This window comes from Ruegeria sp. AD2(2025) (assembly GCF_056542385.1).
Genome location: NZ_JBQFZS010000001.1, coordinates 257,797 through 272,949, shown reverse-complemented (window position 1 = coordinate 272,949; position 15,153 = coordinate 257,797). Strand labels below are relative to the sequence as shown.

The following is a 15,153-nucleotide window of genomic DNA, read 5'->3' as shown; positions in this document are numbered from 1 at the left end:
TGTCAGGCGTGACCCTTGGCCGATCAGCTCAGGCCGCCTTGTCCAGTTCAAAGGCATCATGCAGCGCCTGAACCGCAAGTTCCATGTATTTCCTGTCGATCAACACGGAAATTTTGATCTCGGAGGTTGTGATGACCTTGATGTTGATCCCCTCATCCGAGAGAACCCGGAACATTTTCGCCGCCACGCCGGATTGCGAACGCATCCCGATACCCACGACCGAGACCTTGCAGACGTCTTCGTCGGCGACCAGTTCGGCATAGTTCAGCTCGCCCCTGTCCTTGATCGCCAGCAGCGCCTTTTCGGCGCGCGCGACCTGATTGGTGGGGCAGGAAAAGGTCATGTCGGTGCGGCCTTCATCCGAGATATTCTGGATGATCATGTCCACATTCACGCCTTCATCGCTGAGCGCGGTAAAGATGGTCGAGGCGATGCCGGGGCGGTCGGCGACCGAAACGGCGGTCATCTTGGCCTCATCCCGCGAATAGGCGACGCCCGAGACTATGTTGGATTCCATGATTTCCTCCTCGTCGACGACCAGCGTTCCGGCCTCGTCGGATTGTTCTTCAAAGCTTGAGAGAACGCGCAGTTTCACCTTGTAGCGCATCGCCAGCTCGACCGAGCGGGTTTGCAGCACCTTGGCCCCCAACGAGGCCAGTTCGAGCATTTCCTCGAACGAAATTCTATCCAGTTTGCGCGCCTTTTCACAGATGCGCGGGTCAGTGGTATAGACGCCATCCACATCCGTATAGATATCGCAGCGCTCAGCCTCGAACGCGGCGGCAAAGGCAACGGCGGTGGTGTCCGAGCCACCCCGGCCCAGCGTGGTGATGCGCCCCTCGGGGCTGATGCCCTGAAAGCCTGCGACAACCGCGACACGCATCCCTTCGCCGAATTTCTGTGTGATATTTTCGGGCGGGATTTCTTCGATCCGCGCCGCCGAATGCGCGCCATTGGTGATCAGCGGCACCTGCCAGCCCTGCCAGCTGCGCGCCGGGATATCCATCTCCTGCAGGGTCAGCGCCATCAGACCGGCGGTGACATTCTCGCCCGAGGACACAACCGCATCATATTCGCGCGCGTCATACAGCGGCGAGATTTCATCGACCCAGCCCACCAGTTCGTTGGTCTTGCCGGACATGGCCGAGACGATGACGATCACGTCATAGCCCTTGGCAACCTCAACCCCCACGCGCTTGGCGGCGCGGCGGATACGGTCCAGATTGGCGACCGAAGTGCCGCCGAATTTCATCACGAGTACGGGCATGGGGGCAAATGTCTCCGCGCCTTGGATTTCTGATCCCGTGCGTCTTATGCGAGGGGGGGCGTAAGGGCAAGGGCGCAAAGAAGTTTCGCCTGCGACGCGGGGCCGCTTTACATTGCATCGCCCCGGTGTCAGCCTGCGCACGAATATTCGCCCACGAGGATTTCCATGTACCGCTTCGCCGCTGCCCTGACCCTGATCTCAACCGCTGCCCATGCGCAGGTCGCCACCCTGTCGGGCACTGATGGCGAGAATTCGCTGGGCACCGTGCCCTGCGCCGCTTTGGCGGGCGAGCCGCTGGATAGCTGCCCCGCCGAGCTGCGCAAGCGCGAGGACGGCACGGCAACGCTGGCGGTGCAATTGAAAACCGGAGAGGTCCGGCGGATCTACTTCACCGGCGGTGTGCCCGATTCCAGCAGTTCAACGTCCAAGCTGACCTATGAGACGCCGGGCGATATCATGGTGATCTTCATCGAGCCCGGCGAGGTTTACGAAATCCCCAAAGCGGCGCTTGGCACTCAATAGGCGTGTGCGCGGCCATCCCAGGTTTCGAAGCATCCCGTAGTCTCAAGGGAGAGCGTATCGAACCGCTGGATCAGCCCCTCGGCGGCCTGATCCACGGTGATCTCGGCTGCGGCACCGCCCATATCGGTCTGCACCCAGCCGGGGTGGTAGATACCGACGGCAATACCATCACCACGCAGGTCGGTGGCCAGATTGCGCCCCAGATTCAGCGCCGCCGCCTTTGAGGCGCGGTAGATATAGCTGCCCCCGGGCGCGTGGCTGTGCGAGGCCATCTGAGACGACAGGATCGCGATCCTGCCCCGCGCCGCCCGCAGGTTCGGCAGCAACGATTGCACCGTCAGAAAGACGCCGGTCACATTGGTCGCAAAACTCTGCGCCCACATTTCGACGGGATAGCCGCTGATGTCGTGGCCCTTGTCCAGATAAACCCCGGCATTGCAGATCAGCAGATCCACCGGGCGGTCCTGTAACCCGCGGGCCATAGCCGCGTGATCTGCCGGGTCGGTGACGTCCAGCGTGATCTGCGCGCTGCCGTCCCGCGCGGTTCCGGTGACATCATGACCTGCCGCACGGTATTGATCCGAAAGCGCTTTCCCGATCCCACGGCCCGCGCCGGTTATGACGACATGCATTGTCTAGTTGGTCTTGCGTCTGGGGATGAAGGGCAGCGGCGCGACCGGCACACCATCTTCAACCAGCGCCCGGGCTTCTTCGGGCGGGGCCTCGCCATAGATCGCTCGCTCGGGCGCATCGCCCAGATGTATCCGGCGCGCCTCGGTGGCGAAATCGGTGCCGACATAGTCCGAGTTCTCTTCGATCTTGCGGCGCAGGTCGGCCAGCACCTTTTCGACGTCGGGCGTCGGGGTGGCAACGTCGATCTGTTCACTTGCAGGCGTCGACAGGGTCTGTTCGGTCGCTGCGCTGCGCGCAGGGCGCACCCGAGGCGTCATCACCGCCTTTTCCACCTTGTCGCAACCGCAAACGGCGCAGGTGACCATCCTGGCCGCCGCCAGCTTGTCAAAAGCGGCTGCGGACTGGAACCAACTGTCAAAGCTGTGGCCTTCGCTGCATTTCAATGCGTATTGAATCATCACATATCCAAGAACCGGTTGGCGAATAGATACCGACCAACATGGCAATATCAAGTCTTGATCTCGGTCCCTACTGCGGCAGATGCCCGAAACCAAGCAGAAGTGAAGCCAGATCGGGCGACCCCACCCGCTGTGCCGCCTTTTCAGGCGACAGCCACTTGCGCCTGCGCTGCCCCGCCTCGGGGAAATCCGCCGCCAGCCGCCGCACATGCAACGGAAACACATCGACCAGACACAAGGCCGATCCCTTGTCGCGCCGGTTCTTGACATAGGCGAACCGCCCCAGGCTTTCGGTCCCGCAAGTGCCCAGCACGCCCGCCTCTTCCCAGGCCTCGCGCGCCGCTGTCTGCCACGGGCTAAGCCCGCTGATCAGCCAGCCCTTGGGAATGATCCAGCGCCGCGCCCGGCGGGTGGTAACCAGCAATATCTGGGGCTGCCCCGCCTGCAGGCGATAACACAGCGCGGCGGCCTGCGTGAACACCGGAAGCGCCCCTGAAAGAGAGAGACCCTCGGTCGAAAGCCTGCCATTGCTCGTGCTACTGCGCCCGTCAAACACGGTTCATACCCAACTGCTCGCTCCGCTTATGTTGCGGTTTATACAGCCAGAATTACCACATGCTGGTTGATATTCCAAGCTTTTCAGAAGACGACGCCTAGAGCGCCATACGCCCCGACAGGCGGCGGACCAGATCGTCATGGGGGATATCGGCGTCGATCGATAGCCGTCGCAGACCGAAATGCACATGGGCGATCTGCTGGTAATAGCGGGTGTAAATGAAATTCGTGCCACCCCCGGCCAACGCGCCCAGCAAGGGCACCGATTGCGCCGCCAGTTTCTGCCCCAGCACCACCGACAGGCGTGGGGCCACCATCGCGATCAGCCGCTGCATGGTTGGGCCGGTCAACGTCAGACGCATCGAGAAGAACCCCAGATCCGCCCCGTCATCCTTGGTCAGAGGCCCCGCGGCGGACAGCACCCGGATCGAGTCGAATTTCACGTTCTCCGCCGCCGGATCAAACCCTTCCCGCGCCGCCGCGCCCTGAATGGCGCGCAGGATCATCGCCGTGGTCGCGGGCAGTTCGACCAGAGCCGTCGATACTCCGCCCAAGCCCCCGGCGGCACCCATCGCGGTGGTCAGCGCGGTGTTCACCCATGGTTTCTGATCGGGCACGGCACGTCTGGATCCTTCGGCGGCGTGCATGGCAAGCCACAGCGCCTGCTCGGTCGCATCGGTCAGGCCGTTGCGCACCGGTTCAGGCAGTTGGTCCAGCAGAGACTCCGCCGACCCGCCCAGCTTGTTCAGCAGATTGACCCCGGCCCCTCCGGCCGAGCTGTAAAGCCGCGCCAGCCGGTCAAGTTCCGCCTCGGGATCAAGTTTTTCGACAAGAACGACGTCCTGCATCTGTGCCCTCCTGTCCTGAAAACATCGGCATTTTGCGGCAGGTTTTCAATGGGTCAGCGGGACCAGCGCGTCACAAGCCCCTGAATTCCATCCCAAACTCCGGGGCTGAGTTCCATCCCCAGAACCCGGTCGGGGTTGGTGGGCGGCGGCATCTCGACCCCGACCAGCGGGGTAAATCCGAACCGCGCATAATAGGGCGCATCGCCCACCAGCATCACCCTGCCCCAGCCCCGGGCGCGCCCGGCCTCAACCCCTTGATGGATCAGATAGCCACCCAACCCTTCGCCCTGGTGGGTCGGATGGACAGCGACAGGCCCCAGCAACAGTGCATCATGATCACCCACATGCACCGGCCAGAACCGGATCGCACCGGCCAGAATGTCCTGACCGTCTCGCGCCACCAGCGATAACCCGGCCACGGGCGGCACATCATCGCGCAACCGGTAGGACGACAGCGCCTCGCGCCCCGGCGCGAAGCAGAGATCATAGAGCGCCTCGACCTCCCACCAGTCGTCCGCCTCTTCCGGCCTGATCCTGAACTGCTGCACGCGCGCCCTCTTTTCCCTGCTGGAATTCGCCCTAGCACTTCGGTACGCCTTGGGCAAACGCTTGGAGACCTTATGTTCTATCGCCCCGAAGACGGCCACGGCCTGCCGCACAATCCCTTCAACGCCATCATCACGCCGCGCCCGATTGGCTGGATTTCCACCCGGGACGCAGACGGGATCAACAATCTGGCCCCCTATTCGTTCTTCAACGGTGTGGCTTACACACCGCCGCAGGTGATGTTCGCCACCACAGGCACAAAACACGACCAAGATGGCGGCAAGGACAGTATCGCCAATATCGAGGCCACGGGCGTGTTCTGCGTCAATGTGGTCGCCCACGCCCATCGGGACGCGATGAATGCCAGTTCGGCGGGCCTGCCGAAACACATCGACGAGTTCGCCCATGCGGGCCTGACGGCTGCCGAATGCGAAACCATCGCCTGCGCCCGGGTTGCTGGCGCTCCGGCTGCGCTGGAATGCAAACTGACGCAGATCGTCACCCTGCCCGGCGAAGCAAACAGGGTGGTGTTCGGAGAGGTCACCGGCATACACCTGCAGGACGCGCACATCCGCGATGGCAAGTTTGATGTGACCTCATTCAAACCGCTCGCGCGGCTAGGATATCGGGATTATTCGGTGGTGAGTGAGCTGTTCTCTCTGAAACGCCCCGACGATTGACCCCATGGGCAGAAGGGGGCGCTGCCCCCGCCGCCCTGCGGGCGACTCCCCCGGGATATTTTTGGCCAGATGAAGCAGGGGATCCGCACTTCATCTGGCTATAAATATCCCGGAGCGCGAGGCAGAGCCTCGCAAAAAGTCAGTGACCACCCAGAATCCCGGTGCGAACAGAGTAATCCACCACCAGTTCGTATTCGGGATCGTCGTCGCTGTCGACCATCAGGTGCCCGGCCTTGGTCAGCAACTTGTGGCAGTCGCGGCTGAGGTGGCGCAGCATGACGCGTTTGCCGGCAGCCTCGTATTTCGCGGCGATGTTCTCGATGGCTTGAAGGGCAGATTGATCGACGACGCGGCTGTCGGCAAAATCGACGATCACCGTGTCTGGGTCGCCCGCCACGTCAAAGAGCTCGATGAACCCGTCGGACGAGCCGAAGAACAGCGGGCCCTGCACTTCGTAGACCTTGGCCCCCGCTTCGGTATGGGACTCGCGCGTGACCGCGTGGATGCGTTTGGCGTTGTTCCAGGCATAGGCCAGCGCCGAGACGATGACACCAACCACAACTGCGACGGCGAGGTCTTCCATCACGGTCACCACCGTCACCAGTACGATGACGAAGGCGTCGGTCATCGGCACCTTGAGCAGGATCTTGAACGAGTTCCATGCAAACGTTCCGATCACCACCATGAACATAACCCCCACCAGCGCGGCCAGCGGGATCTGTTCGATCAGCGAGGATCCGACGAGGATGAACAGCAGCAGGAACAGCGCCGCGGCGATGCCAGCGATGCGGGTGCGCCCCCCCGATTTCACGTTGATCATCGACTGCCCGATCATCGCGCACCCGCCCATGCCTCCGAAGAACCCGGTCACCACGTTGGCTGCGCCCTGCGCGATGCACTCCTGCGAGGCTCCGCCTCGCCGGCCGGTGATCTCTCCGACCAGATTGAGCGTCAGCAGGGATTCGATCAGGCCGATTGCGGCCAGAATGACCGCATAGGGCAGGATGATCTCGAATGTCTCCCATGTCAGGGGTACCATGGGGATGTGGAACGAGGGCAGGCCGCCCTCGATCGAGGCCAGATCGCCCACGCGCGGCACATCCAGCCCCATGCCGATCACCAGCGCGGCCACAACTACGATCCCGGCCAGCGGCGCGGGAATGATGCGGGTAATGCGCGGCATGACCCAGATCACCGCCATGGTCAGTGCCACAAGGCCCAGCATTGTGTAAAGCTGCATGCCCGAGAGCCATTCGCCCCCGCCCATACCGTGACCGGTGTTTTCCATCGTGCCCGGGACCTTGAACTGGCCCATCTGCGCCAGAAAAATCACGATCGCCAGACCGTTGACAAAGCCCAGCATGACCGGGTGTGGCACCAGCCGGATAAAGCGGCCCCAGTGCATCGCCCCGGCTATGACCTGCAGGATGCCCATCAACACCACCGTGGCGAACAGGTATTCGACCCCGTGCTGCGCCACCAGCGCCACCATGACCACCGCCAGCGCCCCGGTCGCGCCCGAGATCATGCCCGGACGGCCCCCGATCAGCGCCGTGATCAGCCCCACCAGAAACGCCGCATAAAGCCCGACCAGCGGATGCACCCCGGCGACGAAGGCAAAGGCCACCGCCTCGGGCACCAGTGCCAGCGCGACGGTGAGCCCCGACAACAGTTCAATGCGGATGCGTGAGACCGAAAAGCCCTCGTCCGGCATCCAGCGCAGATCGGGCATGGCAATACGGTTGGCAAAGCTGGCCAGCAAGGCTCGGGGCATGGATCGGTCCTGTCGGTCTATGGGGTTCGCGCGAAGGGGGCCTTCTACAGGGCAAACTCGGCGAGAGGTACTGCGCCAGGCGGGACCCTGATATGCGCCCAGAACATAGCTTGTGCAGCTTGGGCGGCGCGGGGCACACAAACCGTTGAAGCCGCTTGCCAAACCGGGCCGTGACCCGCAGAACTCGGACAGCAGTTTTTTTCAGCGGAGAACCAACGTGACCCAAACAAAAATCGCCGTCATCGGAGGATCGGGCATTTATGACATCGATGGTCTGGAAAATGCCGAATGGGTTACTGTGGAAACGCCCTGGGGTGATCCGTCGGATCAAATCCTGACCGGATCGCTGGGCGGGGTCGAGATGGCCTTTTTGCCCCGCCACGGGCGCGGCCATGTGCATTCGCCGACCGAAGTACCCTATCGCGCCAATATCGACGCGCTGAAGCGGTTGGGGGCGACGGATGTAATCTCGGTCTCGGCCTGCGGATCGTTTCGCGAGCACATGGCGCCGGGTGATTTCGTGATCGTGGATCAGTTCATCGACCGGACCTTTGCGCGCGAGAAAAGTTTCTTTGGCACCGGCTGCGTGGCCCATGTCAGTGTGGCGCATCCCACCTGTCCGCGCCTGTCGGATGCCTGCGAGACCGCGGGCAAGGCGGCGGGCATCACCGTGCATCGCGGTGGCACTTATCTGGCGATGGAGGGGCCGCAGTTTTCCTCGCTGGCGGAATCCAAAATGTACCGCGAACACTGGGGCTGTGACGTGATCGGCATGACCAACATGCCGGAGGCAAAACTCGCCCGTGAGGCCGAGCTTTGTTATGCCTCGATCGCGATGGTGACCGACTATGACAGTTGGCACCCGGATCATGGCGAGGTTGATGTAACCGCGATCATCGCCACCCTGACCGGCAATGCCGAGAAAGGCCGGGCGCTGGTCAAGGGGCTGCCCGCCCTCCTGGGGGCTGACCGCGCGCCCTGCCCGCATGGCTGTGACCGGGCGCTGGAATACGCGATCCTGACCGCCCCCGAAAAGCGCGATCCGGCGCTGTTGGCCAAGCTGGATGCGGTGGCCGGGCGGATACTCTGAGCTTAGTTTTGCTGTAGCTGCTGATGCACGTCGTCCCACAGCCCATACGACCAGAGGTCGTTATGGGTGCCGTCAGGGATGACGTGTAGCTGCGCCGTGTCGGACAGTTCAGCCAGCGCCTTGCCGTGGTGTACGGGGATGGTTTCATCCTCTGTTCCGTGGAAGATCAGCGTCGGCACGGTGATGCGTTCGATCAGGTCGCGGGTGGCGAACTGGTCTTTCATCAGGGCCGAGACCGGCAGAAACGGATAGCGTTCGGCCGCCACATCGACGGTTGCGGTGAAGGGAGCCTCAAGCACCAGCAACGCGGCACTGGGGCGTTGCGCCGCGACGGCGGCGGCGATACCAGTGCCGAGGCTTTGGCCATGCAGAACAACATCTTTGCCCTCGCCCTGCAGCCGGTCGAACAGCTGAACACCATCCGAGATCAGCGCCAGCTCCGAGGGTTCGCCGTCGCTGCCCGGAAACCCGCGATAGCTGGGCGCAAGCAGCCCGTAGCCTGAGTTGAGAATTTCGCGCATCCGGTCGGCGCGGTCGCCCAGATTGCCGCTTTGGCCGTGGAAAAACAGCACCGTGGGCGCATCAGCGGTCGCTGCTGGGGCGCTCCAGACCGTCAGGACGGTGCCGTCGGCCATGGGTAGTGACAGGGCCTCCACATCCGCCAGACCCACGCTGGCGGGATCGGGCAATTCGCCATCGGGTTTGTAAAGCAGCGATTGCTGGTTGAAATACATATAGCCGAGGATGCCCGCATAGAGCACCGCCCCCACCAGTACGAAGCCCAACAAAACGGCTTTTGCGCGCTCGATCCCGCGATGGGTCGCGCCTGGGCTTGCGTGTTGTATCTGCACCATCGGCCTCTCCTTTGGGTCTGAGGTTGGGCAGGGCGGCGCGGGTTTCAAGATGCGGGGGTGAGGCTTCATCCAATCTTTAACCTGTTGCCGCAAAGCCAATGTGCCGGGCTTTTGTATTCGCGTTGCTTGAAATGGCCCCGGCCCTTGCCAAGTTGACGCTGATTAATGACGAAAAGGCAGGCACTTAGCGGTCTGTGAGGATTGATGAAACGACTCGATGCACTGGATGCCGCCCGATTTCTGGCTTTTTGCGGCATGGTGCTGGTGAATTTTCGCATCGCGGCTGAGGTCGCACCGGGGTCGGATTGGGCATCGACCCTGATTGACGCACTGGAAGGGCGCGCAGCAGCTTTGTTCGTGGTGCTGGCCGGGATCGGCATCGGATTGTCGCGCATCGGGGCCGGGCTGCTGCTGCGCCGGGCGGCGTTCCTGTTTGGGGTCGGGCTGATCAACATGACGGTGTTCGACGCTGACATCCTGCATTTCTACGCGCTGTATTTCGTGGTCGGGGCCGCGTTTCTGACCGCCGCTCCGCGCGGGCTGTGGCTGGGGGCGCTGGGGATCGTGGCGCTGGCGGTTATTGCCAATCTGGTCTTTGACTATGCTCGGGGCTGGGATTGGCAGGCACTAACCTATACCGACCTCTGGACCCTGCCCGGCTTTCTGCGCAACGCGCTGTTCAACGGCTGGCACCCGGTGTTGCCCTGGGCCGCATTCCTGCTGATCGGGATGGCGATTGGCCGGTCTGAACTGCATACGATCTGCATTCAGCACCGCTTGATCATGTGGGGCTTTGGCGCGGCGGTGCTGGCGCTGTTTCCGCAGATGCTGGTATCGGCCCCCGATCTGGCGGCCTATCTTGGAACCGAATCCATCCCGCCCGGCCCGTTCTATATCCTCGCTGGCACGGGTTCGGCCTGCGTGGTGATCGGGCAGTTACTGAAACTCTGGCCTGTGATCGAACGCCTCGGCATCGTCCGGTTTCTGACCGCGCCGGGACGGCAGAGCCTGACGTTTTACATGGCGCATATCCTGATCGGGATGGGGCTGCTTGAGGAGCTCGGGCTGCTGAACGGATCGCTGAGCGCGCCACAAATCGCGGGCTATGCAGCGCTGTTCTGTGCGCTGTCCTCGGCATTCGCATTGCTTTGGTTCCGCAAATTCAAGCGCGGCCCGCTGGAGGCGCTGATGCGGCGCGTGACCGAGCGGGCTTGACCTGACCGCCAACGCCGGGCTTGGTGTGGGAAACGCTCCGATAGGATGACCCATGTCGCTTGATCTCTGGCTGGCCTTTGTGGCCGCATCGACCGCCCTGCTGCTGATCCCCGGCCCAACTGTGCTGCTGGTGCTCAGCTATGCGCTGTCGAAAGGGCGCAGCGTCGCCGTTGCTTCGGCGACCGGGGTGGCTTTGGGCGATCTGGTGGCGATGACCGCCTCGCTGCTGGGGCTTGGGGCGCTGGTGCTGGCCTCGGCCACTCTGTTTGCGGTGCTGAAATGGGTGGGTGCGGCCTATCTGGTCTGGCTGGGCATCAAACTGCTGCGCAGCGCGCCCTCGGGCGGGTTGCAGACGGTAGACACAGGCCGCGACGTCACCGCGCGCAGCGTCTTTGGCCATGCCGCTGCGGTCACCGCGCTGAACCCGAAATCCATCGCCTTCTTCATCGCCTTCGTGCCGCAATTTCTGCGCCCCGCTGACCCGCTGGGTCCGCAATTCGCCATCCTGATCGTCACGTTTGTCGGCCTTGCCGGACTGAACGCGCTGGCCTATGCGCTGCTGGCAGACCGCCTGCGTCAGATGATCGGGCGCGCGGGCGTGATCACCGCCATGACCCGGTTCGGAGGGCTGACGCTGATTGGCATGGGCGTCGCCACAGCAGTCTTGCGGCGCCCGGCCTGAGTCTATTCTTCGGCGTTTTCCTTCATGAACCCCCGGATAAACCGGCGGATTTCCCGTGCGGCGGATGTGTCCAACTCTTTGCACAGCTCGACAAAGGCATCACGCTCATCCTTGTCGAGCCGCAGAACCAACTGACTGTTTTTCTTGGTCGATTTCTTGCCGTCTTTCTTCGCCACGCGCCCTGACCCCGTTCAGACCTTGATTCACAAAGCGATGCAATGTATATACAAAGTATAGAAAATATAGATATCAAAAACATAACAACAAAAGTGAGATCAACGCAATGAACCTTCACGTCGCGCAGGCATTTCTTCTTCGGGATCAACGCAATTGGCGCAAGCCGCATCTTTCGTGGTTGCCGAACGCGCTTTACCGCTATTACGGGCTGCCCAACGCCATCAGCCGCCGCAAGTAGTCGCAGCGGCCAAACATTTCTTGCATGACCGACCCTGATGGGCCAAACACCCCGGCGTGTTTGATGCCAAAGGGGTGGGCCATGTCCAGAAACAAAACGGTCAAGGATTACATTCGGACCATCGTCGATTTCCCGCACGAGGGGATCATGTTCCGCGATGTCACCACCCTGTTCGCCGACCCCCGCGGGTTCCGCATGGCAATCGACCAGATGCTGCACCCCTATGCCGGTGAGCGCATCGACAAGGTCGTGGGTCTTGAGGCGCGCGGCTTCATTCTGGGCGGGGCGATTGCACATCAGCTGAGCGTGGGTTTTGTTCCGATCCGCAAAAAGGGCAAGCTGCCCGGCACCACGATCAGTCAGGACTATAAGCTGGAATACGGCGAGGCGATCGTGGAAATCCACGATGATGCCATCCAACCGGGTGAGAAAATTCTGGTCGTGGACGATCTTCTGGCCACCGGCGGCACCGCCGCAGCCGGGATCAAGCTGATCGAACGACTGGGGGGTGAGATCATCTCGTGCGCGTTCATCATCGATCTGCCCGAACTGGGCGGGCGCAAGATTCTGGAAGAGATGGACATGGATGTGCACGTGCTGTGCGAATTTGAGGGGCTCTGAGAGTCACAGATATCACAAACTTGTGAGTGGAAATCGGACAAGCCGCAGGTTTAGCGCGGATGATCGACGTTTCAACATCCAATGACATTCATATCCGGTGATCTTTTAGCAAGCAGCCTGCGTATCCTGTTTGATGCCACCTAGGGCATTCTCAATCAGGGAACCATACCATGTTGCGCAAATTCGCTGTTGCCGGAGTAGCCAGTATTCTGTTGACCACCTCTGCCATCGCAGGCGGCCACGCCAAGGATATCGTCGATACTGCAGTCGGCGCGGGCAGCTTTGAAACGCTTGTTGCCGCCGTTCAGGCCGCTGAACTGGTCGATACGCTGAAAGGCGAAGGCCCCTTCACCGTCTTTGCCCCCACCGATGAAGCCTTTGCCGCCCTGCCCGAAGGCACGGTCGAAAACCTGCTGAAACCCGAGAACAAGGATCAGCTGGTTGCCATCCTGACCTATCACGTGGTGCCGGGTAAGGTGATGTCGGGCGATCTGTCGGATGACATGACCGCCGCCACCGTTCAGGGTGGAGATATCACGATCGATCTCGACAACGGTGTGATGGTGAATGACGCCAATGTCGTACAGGCCGATATCGAGGCCGAAAACGGCGTCATCCATGTGATCGACAAGGTTATCCTGCCTGCGTCGTAAACCACTGGCGCGGCCCGGCATCGGGCCGCGTTCAACCCGGAAGCACAGCGCCCGGGTTCATGATCCCCAGGGGATCAAGCGCCGCCTTAATGGCCCGCATCGCCTGTAACCGCACCGGATCACCGTACCGTTCCAGGTCTTCGGTCTTGAGCCGCCCGACGCCATGTTCGGCGCTGACAGACCCTCCGAATTCATGCACCAGATCATGCACAGCGCGCTTGACCGCCGCCCTCTGCCCCACATATTCCGCTCGGTCATGCCCCTGCGGTGGAAAGACGTTGTAGTGCAGATTGCCGTCACCCAGATGGCCAAAACAATTCACCCGGAACGGCCCCAGCGCCGCCACGATGTCCTTCCCCTGACGAATAAACGCCGGGATATCCGAAATCGGGACCGAGATATCGTGGCTGGATACCGACCCGATCAGCCGGTTCGCCTCGGGGATATTTTCCCGCACGGCCCACAGCGCGGCCCGCTGCGCCTCGCTCTGGGCGATGACCGCATCGCTGACCAGACCGCGCGCCTCTGCCGCCGCATAGATCGTTTCCAAGATCTCCGAAGGGTCCTGCCCCTCTGACAAGCCCAGTTCGATCAGAACAGACCACTCGGGCTGCGCGGCAAAGGGTTGTCGGACGGTCGGCAGAACCTCGGTCAGAAATTGCAGCCCCTGCCGGTGGATCAGTTCAAAGGTGCTGACGGCCTCACCCACCTGATCACGCGCCAGCGACAGCAGATCAATCGCCGCCTCGGGCGACGTCACCTGAAACATCGCCGTTCCAACCGCCTTGGGTTGCGGGAACATCTTCAATGCGGCAGCTGTGATGATACCCAGCGTCCCCTCGGAGCCGATCAGCAGGTTGCGCAGGTCATACCCGGTGTTGTCCTTCCGCAACCGGCTCAGCCCATGCCAGATTTTACCATCGGGCAGCACCGCCTCAAGCCCCAGACAAAGATCGCGCGCATTGCCATAGCGCAGCACATTCACCCCGCCCGCATTGGTCGCCAGATTGCCGCCGATCCGGCAAGACCCTTGCGCAGCCAGAGACAGCGGAAACAAGCGACCAGCCTGCGCGGCGGCGGCCTGAATGTCGGCCAAAATCGCGCCCCCCTCGGCGATCAGGATGTTCTCGGTCGGGTAAATGGCACGGATCGCAGTCATCCGCTCCAGCGAGATGATCAGCGGCACGGGACCATCGGCCATGACCTGACCACCGACCAACCCGGTCCCGCCTCCGTAGGGCACCACAGGAACCCGCGCCTCAGCTGCGCAACGCACCAGCGCCGAGACCTCCTTGGCCGAACGCGGCACCGCCAGAACCCCGCTCGTGCCGACAAACCGCCGACGGGGTTCTTCAAGATAACGATCCTCAAGCGGGCGCAACACGTCATCGCCCAGCGCCTCGCGGATCAGGCTGGCAAAACTATCATCTGCAGGGTTCAGTTCCATGCCTCATCCCTGCCAAAGGCGATCCGCTGCGACAAGCCCTATTCCAGATCGATCAGATATTGCGACTCCAGCACCACCACCGTGGGCCGGTCCGGCAGGGTCCGCAACGAGACGACAATCTCCGACACCCCATCGCGCTCGACCGGGAAGGTGTCGCGGATATCCACCAGAAACCGCTCCAGCGAAAAGCCCGAGAACCAGTGCATCGGAATAATGACCGAGCTTTTCAGTCGCTTGAGCACCTCGATCATCTCGGGCAAAGGCATCGTCGTGCCGCCATCGACCGCCGCCATCACCACATCCAGCCGCCCCAAAGCGGCAAATTGCTCATCCGAGGGGATGTGATGCAGATGACCCAGATGACCGATGCACAGGCCCTCGACCTCAAACACAAAGATCGAATTGCCGCGCTCCTCGACCCCGCCATAAACCGACCGGATGTCAGTCGACACATTGCGCACCAGCAACTCACCCAGATCAAGGTAGTGATCGATCCCCTGCCCGAACTCTCCCCACCCCGGCAGCACATGCGGTATCGCCGGATCGGGATAAGCGGTCCAATGGGTATCATGCGCATGGTTCATGGTCACCACATCCGGGATCAGATCGGCACCGCCAATGAACCCGGTAAAATCCGTCACCGCATTCAACCCGCCCTGCGTCTGGATCAGAAACGAGGCATGGGCGACATAGCTGATCCGTACGGAGAACTCCGGCACCGGGTCCTGCCAGGCCGCCTTGTGCAGATACTCAATCCCGGGTGCCGCATCCGCGATGGCAATGCAATGGCTCGGCCGCCGCTCCTGCGCCACGGCCCCGCCTGCAATCATCATCAGCCCAACAACACTCCACCGCATGATCCAATTCTAGCGCAGAATGCCGCCAAGTCATGC

At 62.0% G+C, this 15,153-nt stretch carries 19 protein-coding genes; 8 read left to right on the top strand and 11 right to left on the bottom strand.

All coding sequences use genetic code 11. From position 1 onward, the window contains the following. Positions 1 to 28: 28 nt before the first annotated feature. Positions 29 to 1,267: an aspartate kinase gene (locus ACR1XV_RS01305; protein ID WP_480528470.1), complete on the bottom strand. Its 1,239-nt coding sequence runs from the start codon at positions 1,265 to 1,267 to the stop codon at positions 29 to 31. A gap of 165 nt (positions 1,268 to 1,432) precedes the next feature. Between ACR1XV_RS01305 and ACR1XV_RS01300 the strand changes: the two genes are divergently transcribed. Then, complete coding sequence (locus tag ACR1XV_RS01300; RefSeq protein ID WP_480528469.1) at positions 1,433 to 1,789, top strand: hypothetical protein; 357 nt, start codon at positions 1,433 to 1,435, stop codon at positions 1,787 to 1,789. On the opposite strand, the gene ACR1XV_RS01295 is transcribed toward ACR1XV_RS01300, so the two are convergent. From ACR1XV_RS01295 to ACR1XV_RS01275, 5 genes are all read right to left on the bottom strand, one after another. Next, positions 1,783 to 2,421: an SDR family NAD(P)-dependent oxidoreductase gene (locus ACR1XV_RS01295; protein WP_480528468.1), complete on the bottom strand. Its 639-nt coding sequence runs from the start codon at positions 2,419 to 2,421 to the stop codon at positions 1,783 to 1,785. The genes ACR1XV_RS01300 and ACR1XV_RS01295 overlap by 7 nt on opposite strands. Before the next feature lie 3 nt (positions 2,422 to 2,424). Further along, a complete protein-coding gene (locus tag ACR1XV_RS01290; protein ID WP_480528467.1) occupies positions 2,425 to 2,880 on the bottom strand; it encodes a DUF1178 family protein in 456 nt (151 codons plus the stop codon). A 70-nt stretch (positions 2,881 to 2,950) separates the two neighbouring features. Continuing rightward, positions 2,951 to 3,361: an NUDIX hydrolase gene (locus ACR1XV_RS01285; protein ID WP_480528465.1), complete on the bottom strand. Its 411-nt coding sequence runs from the start codon at positions 3,359 to 3,361 to the stop codon at positions 2,951 to 2,953. A gap of 172 nt (positions 3,362 to 3,533) precedes the next feature. Beyond that, on the bottom strand, positions 3,534 to 4,283 hold the full coding sequence (locus ACR1XV_RS01280) for an EcsC family protein (protein ID WP_480528464.1): 750 nt from the start codon (positions 4,281 to 4,283) through the stop codon (positions 3,534 to 3,536). Positions 4,284 to 4,336: 53 nt separating this feature from the next. Beyond that, positions 4,337 to 4,831: a GNAT family N-acetyltransferase gene (locus ACR1XV_RS01275; RefSeq protein WP_480528462.1), complete on the bottom strand. Its 495-nt coding sequence runs from the start codon at positions 4,829 to 4,831 to the stop codon at positions 4,337 to 4,339. Positions 4,832 to 4,903: 72 nt separating this feature from the next. On the opposite strand from ACR1XV_RS01275, the gene ACR1XV_RS01270 reads away from it, so the two are divergent. Then, on the top strand, positions 4,904 to 5,509 hold the full coding sequence (locus ACR1XV_RS01270) for a flavin reductase family protein (protein ID WP_480528461.1): 606 nt from the start codon (positions 4,904 to 4,906) through the stop codon (positions 5,507 to 5,509). Between the two features lie 139 nt (positions 5,510 to 5,648). Here the strand turns inward: ACR1XV_RS01270 and ACR1XV_RS01265 are convergent, their stop codons facing one another. Further along, positions 5,649 to 7,283, bottom strand: a complete 1,635-nt coding sequence (locus ACR1XV_RS01265) for a SulP family inorganic anion transporter (RefSeq protein ID WP_480528460.1) — start codon at positions 7,281 to 7,283, stop codon at positions 5,649 to 5,651. 217 nt (positions 7,284 to 7,500) lie between these two features. On the opposite strand from ACR1XV_RS01265, the gene ACR1XV_RS01260 reads away from it, so the two are divergent. Continuing rightward, complete coding sequence (locus ACR1XV_RS01260) at positions 7,501 to 8,373, top strand: S-methyl-5'-thioadenosine phosphorylase (RefSeq protein ID WP_480528458.1); 873 nt, start codon at positions 7,501 to 7,503, stop codon at positions 8,371 to 8,373. Positions 8,374 to 8,375: 2 nt separating this feature from the next. Here the strand turns inward: ACR1XV_RS01260 and ACR1XV_RS01255 are convergent, their stop codons facing one another. Next, positions 8,376 to 9,227, bottom strand: a complete 852-nt coding sequence (locus ACR1XV_RS01255) for an alpha/beta hydrolase (protein ID WP_480528457.1) — start codon at positions 9,225 to 9,227, stop codon at positions 8,376 to 8,378. Between the two features lie 204 nt (positions 9,228 to 9,431). On the opposite strand from ACR1XV_RS01255, the gene ACR1XV_RS01250 reads away from it, so the two are divergent. Both ACR1XV_RS01250 and ACR1XV_RS01245 read left to right on the top strand, forming a co-directional pair. Next, on the top strand, positions 9,432 to 10,442 hold the full coding sequence (locus ACR1XV_RS01250; protein WP_480528455.1) for a DUF418 domain-containing protein: 1,011 nt from the start codon (positions 9,432 to 9,434) through the stop codon (positions 10,440 to 10,442). Between the two features lie 52 nt (positions 10,443 to 10,494). Then, positions 10,495 to 11,124 (top strand): LysE family translocator, encoded by a 630-nt coding sequence (locus ACR1XV_RS01245; RefSeq protein WP_480528454.1) that lies wholly within the window; start codon positions 10,495 to 10,497, stop codon positions 11,122 to 11,124. Positions 11,125 to 11,126: 2 nt separating this feature from the next. Here ACR1XV_RS01245 and ACR1XV_RS01240 read toward each other — a convergent pair whose 3' ends face one another. Beyond that, positions 11,127 to 11,300: a hypothetical protein gene (locus tag ACR1XV_RS01240; protein ID WP_480469175.1), complete on the bottom strand. Its 174-nt coding sequence runs from the start codon at positions 11,298 to 11,300 to the stop codon at positions 11,127 to 11,129. A gap of 107 nt (positions 11,301 to 11,407) precedes the next feature. Here ACR1XV_RS01240 and ACR1XV_RS01235 point away from each other — a divergent pair, with 107 nt between their 5' ends. The 3 genes from ACR1XV_RS01235 (at position 11,408) to ACR1XV_RS01225 (ending at position 12,813) form a co-directional block, all read left to right on the top strand. Next, positions 11,408 to 11,539 (top strand): hypothetical protein, encoded by a 132-nt coding sequence (locus tag ACR1XV_RS01235; protein WP_480528453.1) that lies wholly within the window; start codon positions 11,408 to 11,410, stop codon positions 11,537 to 11,539. A gap of 81 nt (positions 11,540 to 11,620) precedes the next feature. After that, positions 11,621 to 12,160, top strand: coding sequence for an adenine phosphoribosyltransferase (locus ACR1XV_RS01230; RefSeq protein WP_480528452.1), 540 nt, complete (start codon positions 11,621 to 11,623; stop codon positions 12,158 to 12,160). Positions 12,161 to 12,330: 170 nt separating this feature from the next. Further along, positions 12,331 to 12,813 (top strand): fasciclin domain-containing protein, encoded by a 483-nt coding sequence (locus ACR1XV_RS01225; protein ID WP_480528451.1) that lies wholly within the window; start codon positions 12,331 to 12,333, stop codon positions 12,811 to 12,813. A 31-nt stretch (positions 12,814 to 12,844) separates the two neighbouring features. Here ACR1XV_RS01225 and ACR1XV_RS01220 read toward each other — a convergent pair whose 3' ends face one another. Then, entirely contained in the window at positions 12,845 to 14,260 is a 1,416-nt protein-coding gene (locus tag ACR1XV_RS01220) for an FAD-binding oxidoreductase (protein ID WP_480528450.1), read from the bottom strand. Between the two features lie 38 nt (positions 14,261 to 14,298). Next, positions 14,299 to 15,117: an MBL fold metallo-hydrolase gene (locus ACR1XV_RS01215; protein ID WP_480528449.1), complete on the bottom strand. Its 819-nt coding sequence runs from the start codon at positions 15,115 to 15,117 to the stop codon at positions 14,299 to 14,301. Between the last annotated feature and the right edge of the window lie 36 nt (positions 15,118 to 15,153).